Annotated in this window: 14 protein-coding genes; 8 read left to right on the top strand and 6 right to left on the bottom strand. The window is 64.1% G+C overall.

All coding sequences use genetic code 11. The features are described 5' to 3' along the window. Positions 1-3 precede the first annotated feature (3 nt). The 3 genes from AWB77_RS34450 to AWB77_RS17330 form a co-directional block, all read right to left on the bottom strand. On the bottom strand, positions 4-204 hold the full coding sequence (locus AWB77_RS34450) for a type II toxin-antitoxin system HicA family toxin (protein ID WP_074168898.1): 201 nt from the start codon (positions 202-204) through the stop codon (positions 4-6). A gap of 175 nt (positions 205-379) precedes the next feature. Beyond that, positions 380-1,735, bottom strand: coding sequence for an ABC transporter ATP-binding protein (locus tag AWB77_RS17335; protein WP_061135665.1), 1,356 nt, complete (start codon positions 1,733-1,735; stop codon positions 380-382). Positions 1,736-1,747: 12 nt separating this feature from the next. Beyond that, positions 1,748-3,511 carry an ABC transporter permease gene (locus tag AWB77_RS17330; protein WP_061135664.1) on the bottom strand — a complete coding sequence of 588 codons (1,764 nt, stop codon included), beginning with the start codon at positions 3,509-3,511 and terminating at the stop codon, positions 1,748-1,750. A gap of 733 nt (positions 3,512-4,244) precedes the next feature. Here AWB77_RS17330 and AWB77_RS17325 point away from each other — a divergent pair. Then, entirely contained in the window at positions 4,245-5,930 is a 1,686-nt protein-coding gene (locus AWB77_RS17325; protein WP_061135778.1) for a GGDEF domain-containing protein, read from the top strand. Between the two features lie 108 nt (positions 5,931-6,038). Continuing rightward, entirely contained in the window at positions 6,039-6,302 is a 264-nt protein-coding gene (locus AWB77_RS17320; RefSeq protein WP_061135663.1) for a double-stranded DNA-specific endonuclease, read from the top strand. A gap of 27 nt (positions 6,303-6,329) precedes the next feature. On the opposite strand, the gene AWB77_RS17315 is transcribed toward AWB77_RS17320, so the two are convergent. Both AWB77_RS17315 and AWB77_RS17310 read right to left on the bottom strand, forming a co-directional pair. After that, on the bottom strand, positions 6,330-7,670 hold the full coding sequence (locus AWB77_RS17315) for an ATP-binding protein (RefSeq protein WP_061135662.1): 1,341 nt from the start codon (positions 7,668-7,670) through the stop codon (positions 6,330-6,332). Next, positions 7,654-8,376 (bottom strand): response regulator, encoded by a 723-nt coding sequence (locus AWB77_RS17310; RefSeq protein ID WP_014190804.1) that lies wholly within the window; start codon positions 8,374-8,376, stop codon positions 7,654-7,656. Before AWB77_RS17310 ends, AWB77_RS17315 begins: the two co-directional genes overlap by 17 nt. Positions 8,377-8,620: 244 nt before the next feature. Here AWB77_RS17310 and AWB77_RS17305 point away from each other — a divergent pair, with 244 nt between their 5' ends. Beyond that, positions 8,621-9,214 carry a Spy/CpxP family protein refolding chaperone gene (locus tag AWB77_RS17305; RefSeq protein ID WP_061135661.1) on the top strand — a complete coding sequence of 198 codons (594 nt, stop codon included), beginning with the start codon at positions 8,621-8,623 and terminating at the stop codon, positions 9,212-9,214. 80 nt (positions 9,215-9,294) lie between these two features. Here AWB77_RS17305 and AWB77_RS17300 read toward each other — a convergent pair whose 3' ends face one another. Further along, positions 9,295-9,993 (bottom strand): pirin family protein, encoded by a 699-nt coding sequence (locus AWB77_RS17300; RefSeq protein ID WP_061135660.1) that lies wholly within the window; start codon positions 9,991-9,993, stop codon positions 9,295-9,297. Positions 9,994-10,345: 352 nt separating this feature from the next. Between AWB77_RS17300 and AWB77_RS17295 the strand changes: the two genes are divergently transcribed. The 5 genes from AWB77_RS17295 to AWB77_RS17275 all read left to right on the top strand — a co-directional run bounded on the left by AWB77_RS17295 (position 10,346) and on the right by AWB77_RS17275 (position 15,787). After that, entirely contained in the window at positions 10,346-11,032 is a 687-nt protein-coding gene (locus AWB77_RS17295; protein WP_061135659.1) for an ABC transporter permease, read from the top strand. 27 nt (positions 11,033-11,059) lie between these two features. Continuing rightward, positions 11,060-11,773 carry an ABC transporter permease gene (locus AWB77_RS17290; RefSeq protein WP_061135658.1) on the top strand — a complete coding sequence of 238 codons (714 nt, stop codon included), beginning with the start codon at positions 11,060-11,062 and terminating at the stop codon, positions 11,771-11,773. 25 nt (positions 11,774-11,798) lie between these two features. Further along, positions 11,799-12,578, top strand: a complete 780-nt coding sequence (locus tag AWB77_RS17285; protein WP_061135657.1) for an ABC transporter ATP-binding protein — start codon at positions 11,799-11,801, stop codon at positions 12,576-12,578. A gap of 552 nt (positions 12,579-13,130) precedes the next feature. Then, positions 13,131-14,279, top strand: a complete 1,149-nt coding sequence (locus AWB77_RS17280) for a porin (protein ID WP_061135777.1) — start codon at positions 13,131-13,133, stop codon at positions 14,277-14,279. Positions 14,280-14,671: 392 nt separating this feature from the next. Then, positions 14,672-15,787: a porin gene (locus tag AWB77_RS17275; RefSeq protein ID WP_061135776.1), complete on the top strand. Its 1,116-nt coding sequence runs from the start codon at positions 14,672-14,674 to the stop codon at positions 15,785-15,787. Position 15,788 lies beyond the last annotated feature (1 nt).

The raw sequence follows: 15,788 nt of genomic DNA, 5'->3' as shown, positions 1-15,788 counted from the left end.
CCGTTACGACGAATACAGGCGGTTGAGCAATCCGGCAGCTTTAAGCACCGATCTGACGGTCCCGATCGCCACGTCCTTCTTTGGATGAACCACGGTGACGCAACCGGTCTTCGTTCGGTGTCTGAACTGATGATGACTTCCGCGCGAGCGAACGCGCTCCCATCCATCATCCAGCAGCATTCGTATCAAGCGCGATGAATCCATCTCGTCTCCGAATGCCGCGTGTGTAGCTTTACACACGCGGCCAAGGTCTACAAGACGAAAACGTTACGATTCAACGCACTGCGCGAACATTCAGCCAAACGGCCAACGCGCAAAGAAAAACGCGCGGCGCCGTTGCCGGCACCGCGCATTCACAAGCCCTTGCACGACGGCAAACTTAAGCCTCCACGTCCTCCAGACTCAGCATCTCTGTCTGGTCGTTGTACGAGAAGATCTCGCCGTACCGTCCCCAGTCGATGACCGCGTCGAGCGTCTCCTGCGCGGCCTTGTCGGAGAGAAAGTCTTCCAGTTCCTGCTCGAAGCGCACGCGCGGCGCGCGATGCCCCGGCCGCTCGTTCAGCACCTTCTTGATTCGCGCGGCCAGCGGCACGTGCCGCAGCAGATGTTCCGCGAACATCATCTTGCGCTCCTGCGTGCCGAACTCCGCAAAAACGCGCGCCGGCGGCGTGAGGTAGATGTCGCCCTCGCGCACGTCGGCGAATCCGAGATGCTGCAGCACCTCGGCGATCGGAAACAGGTCGTCCACTTCCAGATGCAGGCTGCGCGCAATTTCCGGCATGTCCGCGCGGCCGTGATACGGCTCGGCCGCGAGCGTCTCGATGAGACCCGCCATCAGGTTCGTCGACACCGACGGCAGCCAGCTTCCGAGCTCCAGCCCCTTCTTCTTCGCTTCGTCCATCTGGCGCGCGGTCATCTTCGCGTAGATATCGTCGACGAGACGCCGGAATGCCGGGTCCAGGCGATTGCGCGGATGCTTGAACGGCACCTTGATCTCGGCCATCACGCGCCCCGGATTCGACGACAGCACGAGAATCCGGTCGCACATGAACACCGCTTCCTCGATGTTGTGCGTGACGATCAGCACCGACTTGATCGGCATGCGCCCTTGCGTCCACAGATCGAGCAGATCGGTGCGCAGGTTTTCCGCAGTCAGCACGTCGAGCGCGGAGAACGGCTCGTCCATCAGCAGCAGAGTCGGATCGACGACCAGCGCCCGCGCGAAGCCGACACGCTGACGCATGCCGCCCGACAGCTCGCGCGGATACGCGTTCTCGAAGCCGTCGAGACCGATCAGGTCGATCGCCGCGAGCGCGCGCTCACGCCGCTCGCGCGCGCCGACGCCTTGCGCCTCCAGACCCGCTTCCACGTTCTGCAGCACGGTGAGCCACGGAAACAGCGCGAACGTCTGAAACACCATCGCGACGCCCTTCGCGGGGCCGCGCAACGGCTCGTTCAGATACGTCACCTCGCCGCCCGTCGGCTCGATCAGCCCGGCGATGATGCGCAACAGCGTCGACTTGCCCGAGCCCGAACGTCCGAGCAATCCGACGATCTCGCCTTCGCGCAGCGCGAGATTGGCGTCGTCGAGGACGAGCAGTTCGCCCTGCGTCTTGTTGAAACCGCGGCTCACGTTCGCGACGCGCAGGATTTCCGCGCCCAGCCGCGGCGGCGTGCCTTGCGGGCGCTGGAAGCCCTGTGCAGCGGACGTCTGCGTATTTTTCAGGTTCTGCATCGGAACTCGTCCTCAATCCAGCCGGAGTCTTGCTTCGGCATAGGCGTATAGCGGGCGCCACAACAGTCGATTGAACAGCGTGACGAACAGCGACATCACGGCGATGCCGAGAATGATTTTCGGATAGTCGCCCGCGGCGGTCGTCTGGGCGATATAGGCGCCGAGACCGTGCGCGACGACCTCCGTCTTGCCCCACGAAACGGCTTCGGCGACGATGCTCGCGTTCCACGCGCCGCCCGAAGCGGTGATCGCGCCGGTGACGTAGTACGGGAAAATGCCGGGCAGCATGCACTTCTTCCACCACTGCCAGCCGCGGATCTGGAAGTTGGTCGCGGCCTCGCGATAATCGTTCGGATAGGCGGACGCGCCCGCCACGACGTTGAACAGGATATACCACTGCGTGCCGAGCACGATGAGCGGCGAAAGCCAGATATCCGGATTCAGGTTCCAGCGCACGATCACGACGACGAACACCGGAAACAGCAGATTCGCCGGGAACGCCGCGAGAAACTGCGCGAGCGGCTGGACCTTTTCCGCGAGCGCTGGCCGCAGCCCGATCAGCACGCCGATCGGCACCCAGATCACCGACGCGATCGCGATCAGCACTACCACGCGCAAGAGCGTGATGAAGCCGAGCACGAACACGTGGCCGACTTCGCCCCAGCTCACGCCCGTCGCGACGAACGACGCCACCTTCCACACGACGAACACGGTGATGAGCAGCACAACTGTCCCCCACGCGATATCGCCTGCGCGCGTGGACGGCACCCTTGCGCGCAGCGGCAGCCCGACGTTTTCCAGCGCACCCTGCAGCGACGGCAGCCTGATCGGCACGCGCGCCGCCTTCGCGAGAATCCAGCCCGCCGGCACGAGCAGACGGTGAATCAGGCGTGTGCGGCGAATCAGATCGAGCAGCCACGACGACGGCTCGTCGCCCGAACTCGTGTTCTCCATGCGGAATTTGTCGGCCCATGCGACGAGCGGGCGGAACATCAACTGGTCATAGGCGAGGATCACGATGGTCATCGCGAGAATCACCCAGCCGATCGCCGAGAGATTGCGCTCCCCGATGGCCGCCGCGAGGTACGCGCCGATGCCCGGCAGCACGATCGTGCGGTTGCCGACCGTGATCGCCTCGGACGCGACGACGAAGAACCAGCCGCCCGACATCGACATCATCATGTTCCAGATGAGGCCCGGCATCGAGAACGGCACTTCCAGCTTCCAGAAGCGCTGCCAGTTCGTGAGGTGAAAGCCGCGCGAGACTTCGTCCAGATCGCGCGGCACCGTGCGCAGCGACTGGTAGAAGCTGAACGTCATGTTCCACGCCTGGCTCGTGAAGATCGCGAAGATCGCCGCGCACTCGGCGCCGATCACGCGCCCCGGAAACATCGCGAGGAAGAACGTCACCGTAAAGGAGATGTAGCCAAGCACCGGCACTGACTGGAGAATGTCGAGGATCGGCACGAGCACGATCGACGCGCGCCGGCTCTTCGCCGCGAGCGTGCCGTAGATCAGCGTGAAGACCAGCGACGCAACCATCGCGAGCAGCATGCGCAGCGTCGTGCGAAGCGCGTACTCGGGGAGATTCGCGGGATCGAGCGAGATTGCCTGCGTCTGCAGGGTCGATATCGGCGCGAGGGTCTCGTGGAAGCCGACGGCGGCGAGCGCGATGATGCAGATGATCATCGGGAACGCGACGAAATCCCAGCGGTTGGGCAGGATCCGCCACGCCGACGCATTCGCCGTGCGATTCAGATTGAAACCAAATTCCATGCAAGGCCCTCCCCGTAAGGCTTGTTCCGACCGCGCCGGGCGCGGGTTATTGCTTTGCGACGGCACGCGAACCGTCAGGCGGGCAAGAAGCCTTTGCCCGGGACGGCCCATGCTCAACGCACGCGGCCGCCAAAACGACGACACGTTCAGCACGCTTCACGGCGCCAGGCAGTCGCCGCGTCAGACGTTTCCCCGCGCTGAACCGAGCGACACTACACCAACCGATGTGACAGGCACAACCTTCATGCGGTCCGGCGCGCGATTCATTCGATGTTTCTGTTGCTCTTCGGCACGGCACGGGCAAAATGAAGGGGCAGCCCGCGTCGAATGCGCCCGGCGCTCACGTGCTTGCGCTTCCTTTCAGTTCGACTGCGGTCTGCCTGCGTCGGGCGGCCGCACGGACAGCGCGGGCAGCGAGACGTGCGTGGCGCGTACCCCTTGTGTTGGACACACGTCGCAAGCCGTCACAATGCGGTTGATGGCCGGCAAAAAACATCGTCCAATCTGGGCTTATCACAAACAATAATTTGAGCGCCGATGCGATGCGAGACGCCAGAACCGAGCCGAAAGACCGCGTGAGCCCCGCTCGCCGCCCTGCCGCGAGCGTCAGCCGAAACGCGGCTAACGCTACGCGCCGCAAGCCGCGCGCCCGTCTTTTCCGCGTTGCCCGTCACGCGCAAATTGCGCCACTCGTGCCGCACGGCGCGGCGTGAACACGATGCGCGCGAGATCGATGAACAAGCTCATCCTGCACCGTGTGATCGCGACGCTCGGCGTGGCGGCTCTGGCATGTGCGTGCTGGATTGCCGCCGGCTTGTTGTCGGACCGAATGGTACAACAGGAGATGACGTCGACGGTGCGCACCGAGCGCCAGATGGCGGCGTCGATCGTCGACAACATGGCGCAGATCATCGCGAGCGATCTGGCGATGTCGCGCGCCATTCCCGCCACGCTCGCGCAGATGGACCTCACGCAGCGGGCGCTCGCGGAGTCGCGGAATTATGCCTCGAACCCGGGCGAGACGGAACTCGAACGCCGCAAGGAGTGGACCGCGCGCCCCGCGCTCGAGAAGGTCAATCACTTCCTGCACGACGCGCAAGGCTTCTCCGGCCTCGATTCCATCTGGCTCGTCAACGACCGCGGTTACTGCATTGCGTCGAGCAATGCCGCCGACGACGACAGCTTCATCGGCTACGACATGAGCGCGCGCGGCTATGTCGCCCGGGCGCTGCTCGGCGGCTTCGTCGAGATGTACGGCGTCGGGCGGCTGTCGGGCGAACCGGGCATCTTCATCGCCGCGCCCGCCTACGAAGACGGCGTTCTGGTCGGCGCGGTGATCGCCAAGGTGAGCATCGACCGGCTGCGGCACTGGGTCTCGCGCGCCGGCACCTTCGTGACCGACGAGAACGGCGTCGTCGTGATGGCGCACGACGGCCGGCTCGAATACCAGGCGATGCCCAACGCGCCCGTCGCGCGGATGACCGAGCGCGAGCGCGTCGAGCATTATCGGCGCGAGTCGTTTCCGGAACTGCGCGTGTCGCACATCGGCGAGCAGATGCGCGCCTCCGAGCACTGGCTCGCGCCCGCGCTCGCTCAGACCTTTTACGCCGCGAACGGCAGCAACGTGCCCTCGCTCTACGACGAGCGCACGGGCCTGAACTCGGGGCTCTCGGCGCATATCGTGCATCCGCTGACGAGCTGGCCGGAGATCAGCCGCAACCACAGCCGCGACCGCCTCCTCGTGTTCCTGACGATGCTCGGCGTCGTGACGCTCGCGGTCGTGATCGCGACGTCGTATTCGCGCGAGCGGCGTCTGCACCGCGCGACGCGCGATCTCGCGGAGCAGTTGCAGTCGGCCAATACGCTGCTGTCGGCCGAAGCGCGCCACGACGCGCTCACCGGCGCTCTCTCCCGGCGCTATTTCCTCGACACGCTGCGCCACGAAGTCGAACTCGCGCGTTCGGTGGGCACGCCGCTGTCGGTCGCGATCGCGGATCTCGATCACTTCAAGCAGATCAACGACCGCTTCGGGCATGCGTCGGGCGATCGCGCGCTCGAACATTTCGTCGAAGTGTGCCGCGCGCAGCTTCGTCCGAGCGATGCGATCGGGCGGCTCGGCGGCGAGGAGTTCGGCATCCTGCTGCCGCAAACCGCGCTCGCCGACGCCCAGGCCGTGCTCGAACGCCTGAGAAAGCGCTTCCATCACGAGCACTGCGCGCATCTGCCGGACGATGCGGCGCTGTCGGTGTCCATCGGCATCACGGAGCTGGCGCCCGACGACGCGCTCGAATGGATTCTCTCGCGCGCCGATCTGGCGCTCTACGAGGCGAAATCGCGCGGGCGCGATCGCAGCGAAGTGCGTCCCGCCGATCCCGGTTCGTCCACGCGCCATCCCGAAGACACGCTGGCGGGCAAATAGTGCGGTCCAGGCATCGCACGGTCATGCGCATGCCGCGACGCGCGCGCATCGCGCAGGTATCATCGATGTTCTGAAGCAAATGCCGCTGGCGTGAATCGGGAGGATTGCATGAAGGGAAATCTGGTCATCGTGTGCCGGGATCAGGACGCAGAAACGTTCGACCACCTGCTCGCCGAATACGGCTCGTTCCAGACGAGGCTATCGTCGACGACGTGGTTCCTGAAGATCGACCTCGCGCCCGAAACGATTCAGGAGGAAATTCTCTCGCGCCTCGGCAAGTACACGACGCACTACATCTTCGAAGCGTCGACGGTGACGTACAACACGGTGGACAGCGAAGCGGCGTCGGCGCTCGACACGCTGTTCGACTGACGCCGCCGGTTCACGCAAACAAGCGCGTCAGAGCGCGCGCTCCTCGTGCTGCGGGCCCGCGCGGCGTTCTTCGGCCGGCCGCGTGGCGATCTCGAACGGAAAGGTCATCGCGACCTGCAATCCGCCCTCGGCACGATTGCCGATTTCGCACTCGCCGCCCGCCCGCCGCGCGAGCCGCTCGACGATCGCAAGACCCAGTCCGCTATGGCCGCTGCCGCCGCGCGCCGGATCGAGCCGCACGAACGGCCGGCTCGCCTTGATGAGGTCGTCCGGCGCGATGCCCGTGCCGTGATCGGACACCGACAATATCCAGCCCTTTGCTTCCCGCCGCGTCTCGATGACGACAGGCGGCGCGCCGTAGGCGTGCGCGTTGTCCAGCAGGTTCGATAGCAGCCGGTCCAGCGTCGCGGCAGGCAGCGCGAAAGTCGGTCCCGCTTCGAGCTTCAGGCGGATAGGCTGCGCGCCCGGCGACACCGCGCGATACGCCCGCGCGATCCGCTCGCACTGCTCGTCGACCGGAACTGGCTCGCTGCCGTCCGGGCGGTCGTGGGCGAACACGAGGAATTGATCGACGATATGGGCCATCGAGTCGACATCGCGCACGACGCCGTCGCGGATTTTCTCGTCGTCCATCATTTCGGCGCGCAGACGCAGACGCGCGAGCGGCGTCTTCAGATCATGCGCGACGCCCGCGAGCATCACGGCGCGGTCGTTCTCGGTCTGCGAGACTTCGCGGACCATCTGGTTGAAGCCGTGCGTGAGCTGCCGCAATTCGCGCGGGCCGCGTTCCGGCACCGGCGGCGTCGGCTGGCCGCGCCCGAAGCGTCCGACCGCCTGCGCGAGCGAGCGTAGCGGGTACTGCAACTGCCACGCGCCGAACAGCGCAGCCAGCACGGCGGTCGAGAAGATCAGCGCGAGCCAGACGAGCATGCGGTCGCGCGAGCGCGGCGGGCGCAGCGGCTGCACCGGCACGACGATCCAGCCCGCGTCCTTCGCGCTGTGCACCCACACGCTCGGCGGGCCGCCGGGCTCGTTCAGGCGCACTTCGGTGCCATCGGGCAGACGGTCCTTCAGATCTTCGACGAAGCGCTGCAGCGGCGGCGGCGTGTCCTCGTCGGGCTGCTTCGGCACGTCGGCACTATTGAGCGCGACGAGGCGCACGCGCGGCGGCAGCGGTTGATCCGGCGTATTGGCGATGTGCTGGCGCACCGCCTCGACGAGGAACACGGCCTCCTCGACGGCGAAGCGCGTCTGCACGTTGTCGCGCTCGAAGCGGATGATCGCGAACCACGCGACATGCGACAACACCAGCATGCCGATGACGATGACGACCAGCCGGCCAAACAGCGTGTCAATTGCCCGGCGCATTTTGCTCGCCGTCCGGCACGAACACGTAACCGCGACCCCGCACCGTCTGGATGAAGCGCGGCGCCGACGGATCGGTCTCGAGAATGCGGCGCAGGCGCCACACCTGCACGTCGATGCCGCGGTCGGTGCCGTCGTATTCCGGACCGTGCAACAGTTCCAGGAGACGCTCGCGCGTGAGCGTGCGCATCGGGTTGTTCACGAAGATCTTCAGCAGCGCGAATTCGCTGCCCGACAGCGTGAGCGGCTTGTCGTCCTGTTGCAGCGTGCGCGACTGGAAGTCCAGCCTGAAGCGGCCGAACGAATACGGCTCGCGCTGCTCCGGCGCGGCGGACGGAATCGTGCGGCGGCGGCGCAGCACGGCCTGCACGCGCGCGAGCAGTTCGCGCGGATTGAACGGCTTGCCGAGGTAGTCGTCCGCGCCCAGCTCCAGACCGACGATGCGGTCGACGTCGTCCGCGCGCGCGGTCAGCATGATGACCGGGATGTCGTCGCCGGACGCGCGCAACGACTTCAGCGCGGTCAGGCCGTCGACGCCCGGCATCATCAGATCGAGCACGATGAGATCGGGCCGCTCGCGTTCGATACGGCGTTCGAGACCGCCGGCGTCATGCAGCACCGATACCTCGATGCCCTGCCGGACCAGATAGTCGCGCAGAAGGTCGCGCAGTTCGGCGTCGTCGTCGACGACAAGTATTTGCGTAGTCATGTGATGAAGTTTAGCGCGTGAGCCGGGGCTCGATTGATGACAGCCTCGCCACAAGGGTTACGGGGTGTTACGACGAAAGCGAGGCGTAAACCGGCGTAACAAGCCTGAACGATGCCGTAACACGCGCTCTGACGCGAACCCCTACGCTGTGTTTCACCGACAAGCGCAAGACCTCGACGCACTATCGTAGACGTCGATCGGGCCTCGCGGCTTCGGCTTCGAAAACAATCAAGGGAGTATCGAGATGGCCAAGCAATATCGCATCCTTACCGCCGCCGCTGCCGCAATCGCGCTGACCTTCGGCGCCGCGCACGCCGCCACGACCGATGCGCCGCCCCCGCCCCCGGGCGCTCCGGCGGCAATGTCCGGCCCTGGCGGTCACGGCGGCCACCGCATGGAAATGCGCATGCAGAAGCAGCTTGACCAGTTGCACGGCCAGTTGAAGCTGAACGCGGATCAGGAAAAGCTGTGGCAGACCGCGCTCACGACGATGAAGCAGAATCATCAGCAGATGCGCGAGAGCTTCAGGCAGATGCACGATCAGATGAAGTCGATGGACAACCAGCCAATCCTCGACCTCAACGCGATGTACGCGGCGCATCAGAAGGTCGAGCAGCAGAACACGCAACTGCGCGAGCAGACGGCAACCGCGTGGCTGAACTTCTACAACGCGCTGAACGATCAGCAGAAGACGACCGTCAGCACGGCGCTGAAGAATCACTTCGCGAAAATGCGCGAGCACGAGCAGAAGATGCATGAGCGCTGGGGCAAGCATCGCGGCGGTCCGGACGGCGCGCCGGGCGCGGCGGCGGGCGCATCCGCGACCGCCAAGCCGTAATCGATCTGGCGCATTAAAAAAGGCCGCGGAGCTTGCGCTTCGCGGCCTTCATCACATCCGGAAAGCAATCGGAACGACGATCAGGCGAGATCGAACAGCAAGACTTCCGCGTTGTCGCCCTTCTCGACCACGACCTTCGACACATCTTCGAGCTTCGCGGCATCGCCCGCTCCGAGCGCCTCGCCGTTCACCGTGACCGCGCCACGCGCCACGTGTACATACACGCGGCGGCCCGCCGGCACGTCGAAGTCGGCGCGCTCGTCGCCGTTGAAAAGACCCGCAAAGATGCGCGCATTCGCGCCGATCGTCACCGAGCCGTCCGTGCCTTCGGGCGACGCGATCACGCGCAGACGGCCGCGCTTTTCATCGTCGGCGAAACGCTTTTCCTCGTAGCCGGGCGCGCCGCCCGCCGCGTCCGGGATGATCCAGATCTGCAGGAAATGCGCGGTGTCGGTCGGCGAGCCGTTGAATTCGCTGTGGCGCACGCCGGTGCCGGCGCTCATGCGCTGGACATCGCCGGGACGGATCGTCGAACCGTTGCCCATGCTGTCGCGGTGCGCGAGCGCGCCGTCGAGCACGTAGCTCACGATTTCCATATCGCGATGACCGTGCGCGCCGAAGCCCTGCCCGCCCGCCACGCGGTCTTCGTTGATCACGCGCAGCGCGCCGAAGTGCATGTGCTCGGGATCGTAGTAATCGGCAAAGGAGAAGCTGTGATACGAGTCCAGCCAGCCGTGGTTGGCGTGACCCCGTTCGTTGCTGCGGCGAATCTCGATCATGATGTTTGCTCCCGCCCAAGGCGTTGTTTTGCGATGGAGAGAATGTAAGGGCGATGCCCCGCCGGAACAACGCGCGCCGCGGCACTACATCGTTCCGCTCATGCATGTAATCGGACGCTTCCGGCTTCGTGCTCGCGCGCTCGCCCGCTTCGGGTAAAATACCGCGCTTTTCCGGGCGGCGGCGGTCGGAAAGGCGCCGGCAAGGCGCGGCGCGGCGGGAATTGCCCGTAAATCGCGCAAAAAACGCTGGCAGGGTTCGCAGCACGGCAGTTCGCAATTTTGGCCATCTAGAATACCGACCGCCGCGCTCGTCGCATTCCATGCACGTCGGGCACCTTACCAAGGAAACACCATGTTGCAAGGCTACGGTCCGCTGATCCTCGCGGGCACCTGGCAGACCGTCAAGCTGGCGGTGCTGTCGCTCGTGTTCGCCTTCGTGATCGGCCTGATCGGCGCGGCGGCGAAGCTGTCGAAAAACCGCGTGGCATCAGGTGTCGGCACCGTCTACACGACGCTCATCCGCGGCGTACCCGACCTCGTGCTGATGTTGCTGCTCTTCTACAGCATCCAGATCTGGCTGAATCTCTTCACCGACGCGGTGGGCTGGGATCAGATCGACATCGATCCGTTTCTCGCGGGCATCCTCGTGCTCGGCTTCATCTACGGCGCGTATTTCACCGAAACGTTTCGCGGCGCGTTTCTTTCCGTGCCGCGCGGCCAGCTCGAGGCGGGTGCGGCTTACGGCATGACGCCGTGGCAGACCTTTGCGCGCATCATGTTTCCGCAGATGATGCGGTTCGCGCTGCCCGGCATCGGCAACAACTGGCAGGTGATGGTCAAGGCGACGGCGCTCGTGTCGATCATCGGGCTCGCGGATGTCGTCAAGGCCTCGCAGGACGCGGGCAAGGGCACGCTGCGTTTCTTCTTCTTCACGCTTCTCGCGGGCGCGGTCTATCTCGCGATCACCACGGTCTCGAACCTCGTGCTGATCTGGCTGGAGCGGCGCTATTCCATCGGCGTGCGCCGCGCCGACCTGTAATCGGTCCATCAAAGAGCGGCAGGGATCATGATCGAAATCATCCAGGAATACTGGAAGAACTACCTCTTCACCGACGGCTACCGCATCACCGGTCTTGCGATCACGATGTGGCTGCTCGTCATTTCCATCGGCCTCGGCTTCTGTCTTTCGGTGCCGCTCGCGGTCGCGCGCGTCTCCAAGAACAAGCTGCTCTCGCGCTCGGTGTGGCTCTACACGTATGTGTTTCGCGGCACGCCGCTCTATGTGCAGCTGCTGCTTTGCTATACAGGTCTGTACAGTTTGCAGGTCGTGCGGGACCACATGCTGCTCGCTGAATTCTTCCGCAGCGGCATGAACTGCACACTTCTGGCGTTCACGCTGAACACTTGCGCGTACACCACCGAAATCTTCGCCGGCGCGATCAAGGCGACGCCCTACGGCGAGATCGAAGCGGCGCGCGCGTACGGCATGTCGGGTTTCACGCTGTATCGGCGGGTGATTCTGCCGTCGGCGCTGCGACGCGCGCTGCCTTACTACAGCAACGAAGTGATCCTGATGCTGCACGCCACCACGGTCGCGTTCACGGCCACGGTGCCCGACATCCTCAAGATCGCGCGCGACGTCAACTCGGCGACGTATCAGTCGTTCGAGGCATTCGGCATCGCCGCCCTGCTCTATCTCTGCATCTCGTTCGCGCTCGTGTGGCTGTTCCGCCGCGCCGAGCATCGCTGGCTCGCTTATTTGCGGCCGCAAGGCAAATAAGCACATCGCCGCTCAAGGACCGTTCATGATTTCCCAGCAGCACAAGCTTTTCGTCGACGACATTCACAAGCAATACGGCAGCAACGAAGTTCTCAAGGGCGTATCGCTCAAGGCCAGAGCCGGCGACGTCATCAGCATCATCGGCTCGTCGGGCTCGGGCAAGAGCACGATGCTGCGCTGTATCAACTTTCTCGAGCAGCCCAATCAGGGGCGCATTTTCGTCGACGGCGCCGAAGTCCGCACGATGAAGGACAAGACCGGCGCGCTGCGGGCCGCGGACCAGAAGCAATTGCGCCAGGTCCGCTCGAAGCTGTCGATGGTCTTCCAGCACTTCAATCTCTGGTCGCACATGAACGTGCTGGAGAACGTGATTGAAGCGCCCGTGAACGTGCTCGGACTCTCGAAGAAGGAGGCCGAGGAGCGCGCGCGCACGTATCTGGAGAAGGTCGGGCTCGCGCCGCGCGTGGAGAAGCAGTATCCGTCGCACCTGTCGGGCGGGCAGCAGCAGCGCGTGGCGATCGCGCGCGCGCTCGCGATGCATCCCGACGTGATGCTCTTCGACGAGCCGACTTCCGCGCTCGATCCCGAACTCGTCGGCGAAGTGCTGAAGGTGATGCAGACGCTCGCGGAAGAGGGCCGCACGATGATCGTCGTCACGCACGAAATGGCGTTCGCGCGCAATGTGTCGAATCACGTGGTGTTTCTGCATCAGGGACGCATCGAGGAAGAAGGCCATCCGGACGCGGTGTTCGGCAACACGAAGAGCGAGCGCCTCAAGCAGTTCCTGTCGGGCAGCCTGAAGTAACTGACCGCTGCCCGAAGCAACCTTCCACTCCAAAAAAAGCGTCCATGAGACGCTTTTTTTACGTCCGGGCGCGCGAGTATCAAGCTCTTTCGCGCTCCGCCCCGACCTAGCGCCGCGACGCGTGCACGTCAATAGGCGACAAACCTGACCCCGAAACTTACATGACGCTGAAGCCCTGACGGCATAAGGCTTTGCGGGGTATTTCCCATCCTGTGGGTAATGTGTCCGGCAAGCGGGCATTGCGTTTTTGACACAGACCCTCGCCGAACGTCAATTTTCTTTGGCGGTTATAACGTATTTTGTTAAATTGGTAACCAAAGTACCAAAACGAATCACGCAAAAAGTAGTTTTACTTCAAAAGTCCAAAAGAAACTGAGGAACGGCACCGATCGACGGGTCGGCGTCAGGTTCGTGCCCACGACGCGCGAATCGTCACTAGCACCACAGCCCGCGCGTGTCCTTCCTCTGAAAAACAATTTTCGGTTGGGTGCGCTCGCATCGAACCACACAGCAGCACTTGGGTTCTATTTCTTGACAGGGTTGGAGGAGATGATGAAGAAAGCTTTGCTCGCGTCGGCAGCACTGCTGACGTTCAGCGCGGTCGCGCACGCTCAGAGCAGCGTGACGCTGTATGGCCGCCTGGACGCGGGGCTCGAATACATGAACGGTGTGCCGACCGGTCCGGCCGGCGCGCCCGCCACCGGCTCGTCGCACCGCTTCAAGGCGGAAAGCGGCGACTGGGGCACGAGCTTGTGGGGTATGAAGGGCGTCGAAGATCTGGGCGGCGGCTATCGCGCCGTGTTCCAGTTGGAAGGCAGCTTCAACACCATGACGGGCCAGGGCCCGGGCGGCGGCGGTCTCTTCAATCGCTGGGCGACGGTCGGTATCGCGAACAACCAGTTCGGTACGCTGTTGCTGGGTCGTGAGCTCTTCATCGCGAACGGCGTGTGGGACTTCGATCCGTTCGGCCAGTCGAACTGGTCGTCGGCGTCGCTGGTGCGTGGCCGCAACTGGCCGCAATCTAGCAACAACATTTCGTACCAGTCGCCGAAGTTCGCGGGCCTCGACTTCTACGGTCAGTACTCGCTCTCCAACGCGACGAACTGGAACGGTAACGGCACGACGCCGCAAGGCCGCGAAGCCGGTGCGTACATCACCTACACGACGCCGCTCTTCCAGATTCGCGGTATGTACGACGAAATCCGCAATCCGGCAAACGGCACGCTCGGCGGCGCGTACAACCCGATCGACGGCGGCTCGGGCGGCAACGGCGTGTACGCGTACTCGCGCGAGTACACGGCGATGTTCAACGTATTCCTCGGCCAGTTCAAGGTTCAGGGCGCTTACCAGGCGATCCGCAGCTCCGGCATGACGGGCCAGTTGCCCGGCCAGCCGACGACGCTCGATCACGAATGGGGCGGCGTGACGTGGCAAGCGACGCCGGCGGCAGCGCTGATCGCCGCGGTCTACCACGTGAACGGCAACAACGGCGCGGGTAACGCGACCATCTACACGGTCGGCGGCTCGTACAACCTGTCGAAGCGCACCCTGCTCGATCTGCAGGTCGCGACGGTTCAGAACAGCAAGAGCGCGAACTACGGCCTGAACGCCAACAACTACGGCTCGGCTGCTTCGACGGACAACCCGTTCCCCGGCCACAGCCAGACGGGCGTGTACGCAGGCATCCAGCACTCGTTCTAAACGGCGAGTCTGACCGAAGAGTCTTGTATTAGAAGGTTTTCACGCTGCTGCGAGAGGCGCGTATCGGTGCGGTGCCCGAAAGGGTATCGCACCGTTTTTTATTTGAGCGCGCGCAATCTCCACCGCCGATGCTTCGCATGACGAACGTCCATCCGATGATCGATCGACTCATCCACGACATTTGTCAGATCGGCAATCAAAACTACAAAACGGCGCATCAAATCAAGTAGCTGTACTTCACAATCCTCCAAAAAACCGAGGAACGACGCGGCTCGGCGCGGTGTCGGCGCATGCGCGCGATCGTCCTCGATATCCGTGTTCGGTTCGATGCGCCTGCATCGAATCCGGCAGCAACCGCAGGTTCAATCTTTTGACAGGTTTTGGAGGGGATGATGAAGAAGGCTTTGCTCGCGTCGGCAGCACTATTGGCGTTCAGCGCAGTTGCGCATGCTCAGAGCAGCGTGACGCTCTATGGCCGCCTGGACGCGGGGCTCGAATACATGAATGGCGTGCCGGACGGCGCGGGCGGCAGCACGCATCGCTTCCGCGCCGAGAGCGGCGACTGGGGCACGAGCCTCTGGGGCATGAAGGGCGCCGAGGATCTGGGCGGTGGCAACCGCGCGGTGTTCCAGCTCGAAGGCAGCTTCAACACGATGAACGGCCAAGGCCCGGGCGGCGGCGGTCTTTTCAATCGCTGGGCGACGGTCGGTATCGCCAACAACCAGTTCGGTACGCTTTTGCTGGGCCGCGAGCTTTTCATCTCGAACGGCGTGTGGGACTTCGATCCGTTCGGTCAGTCGAACTGGTCGTCGGCGTCGCTGGTGCGCGGCCGCAACTGGCCGCAGTCGAGCAACAACGTGTCGTATCAATCGCCGAAGGTCGCGGGCTTCGACTTCTACGGCCAGTACGCGCTTTCCAATGCAACGAGCTGGAACGGTAACGGCACGACGGCGCAAGGCCGCGAAGCAGGCGCGCAGATCACCTACACCGCGCCGCTCTTCCAAATTCGCGGCCTGTACGACGAGATCCGCAATCCGGCGAACGGCACGCTCGGCGGCGATTACAGCACGAGCAACGGCGCGTACGCCTACTCGCGCGAGTACACGGCGATGCTGAACGTCTTTCTCGGCCAGTTCAAGCTGCAAGGCGGTTATCAGGCGATCCGCACCTCGGGCATGACGAACCTGCTGCCCGGCCAGCCGAGCACACTCGATCACGAATGGGGCGGCGTGACGTGGCAGGCCACGCCGGCGGCGGCGCTGATCGGCGCGGTGTATCACGTGAACGGCAACAACGGCGCGGGTAACGCGACCATCTACACGGTCGGCGGTTCGTACAACATCTCCAAGCGCACGCTGTTCGATCTGCAAATCGCGACGGTGCAAAACAGCAAGACCGCGAACTACGGGCTGAACGCCAACAACTACGGCACGTCGGCGGCGACGGACAACCCGCTCGCCGGGCATAGTCAGTCGGGCGTGTACGCGGGCATCCAGCACTCGTTCTGAC

Source organism: Caballeronia fortuita, assembly GCF_001544835.2.
Lineage (GTDB): Bacteria > Pseudomonadota > Gammaproteobacteria > Burkholderiales > Burkholderiaceae > Caballeronia > Caballeronia fortuita.
Note: the sequence above shows the minus strand (reverse complement) of the source record. Positions and strands in the feature narration are given on the sequence as shown.

Excerpts from the sequence above, each read along its gene's own strand:
- AWB77_RS17335 (WP_061135665.1), bottom strand. The coding sequence starts at position 1,735 with ATGCAGAACCTGAAAAATACGCAGACGTCCGCTGCACAGGGCTTCCAG.
- AWB77_RS17320 (WP_061135663.1), top strand. The coding sequence starts at position 6,039 with ATGAAGGGAAATCTGGTCATCGTGTGCCGGGATCAGGACGCAGAAACG.
- AWB77_RS17330 (WP_061135664.1), bottom strand. The coding sequence starts at position 3,511 with ATGGAATTTGGTTTCAATCTGAATCGCACGGCGAATGCGTCGGCGTGG.
- AWB77_RS17275 (WP_061135776.1), top strand. The coding sequence starts at position 14,672 with ATGAAGAAGGCTTTGCTCGCGTCGGCAGCACTATTGGCGTTCAGCGCA.
- AWB77_RS17325 (WP_061135778.1), top strand. The coding sequence starts at position 4,245 with ATGAACAAGCTCATCCTGCACCGTGTGATCGCGACGCTCGGCGTGGCG.
- AWB77_RS17295 (WP_061135659.1), top strand. The coding sequence starts at position 10,346 with ATGTTGCAAGGCTACGGTCCGCTGATCCTCGCGGGCACCTGGCAGACC.
- AWB77_RS17280 (WP_061135777.1), top strand. The coding sequence starts at position 13,131 with ATGAAGAAAGCTTTGCTCGCGTCGGCAGCACTGCTGACGTTCAGCGCG.
- AWB77_RS34450 (WP_074168898.1), bottom strand. The coding sequence starts at position 204 with ATGGATTCATCGCGCTTGATACGAATGCTGCTGGATGATGGATGGGAG.
- AWB77_RS17300 (WP_061135660.1), bottom strand. The coding sequence starts at position 9,993 with ATGATCGAGATTCGCCGCAGCAACGAACGGGGTCACGCCAACCACGGC.
- AWB77_RS17305 (WP_061135661.1), top strand. The coding sequence starts at position 8,621 with ATGGCCAAGCAATATCGCATCCTTACCGCCGCCGCTGCCGCAATCGCG.
- AWB77_RS17285 (WP_061135657.1), top strand. The coding sequence starts at position 11,799 with ATGATTTCCCAGCAGCACAAGCTTTTCGTCGACGACATTCACAAGCAA.
- AWB77_RS17310 (WP_014190804.1), bottom strand. The coding sequence starts at position 8,376 with ATGACTACGCAAATACTTGTCGTCGACGACGACGCCGAACTGCGCGAC.
- AWB77_RS17315 (WP_061135662.1), bottom strand. The coding sequence starts at position 7,670 with ATGCGCCGGGCAATTGACACGCTGTTTGGCCGGCTGGTCGTCATCGTC.
- AWB77_RS17290 (WP_061135658.1), top strand. The coding sequence starts at position 11,060 with ATGATCGAAATCATCCAGGAATACTGGAAGAACTACCTCTTCACCGAC.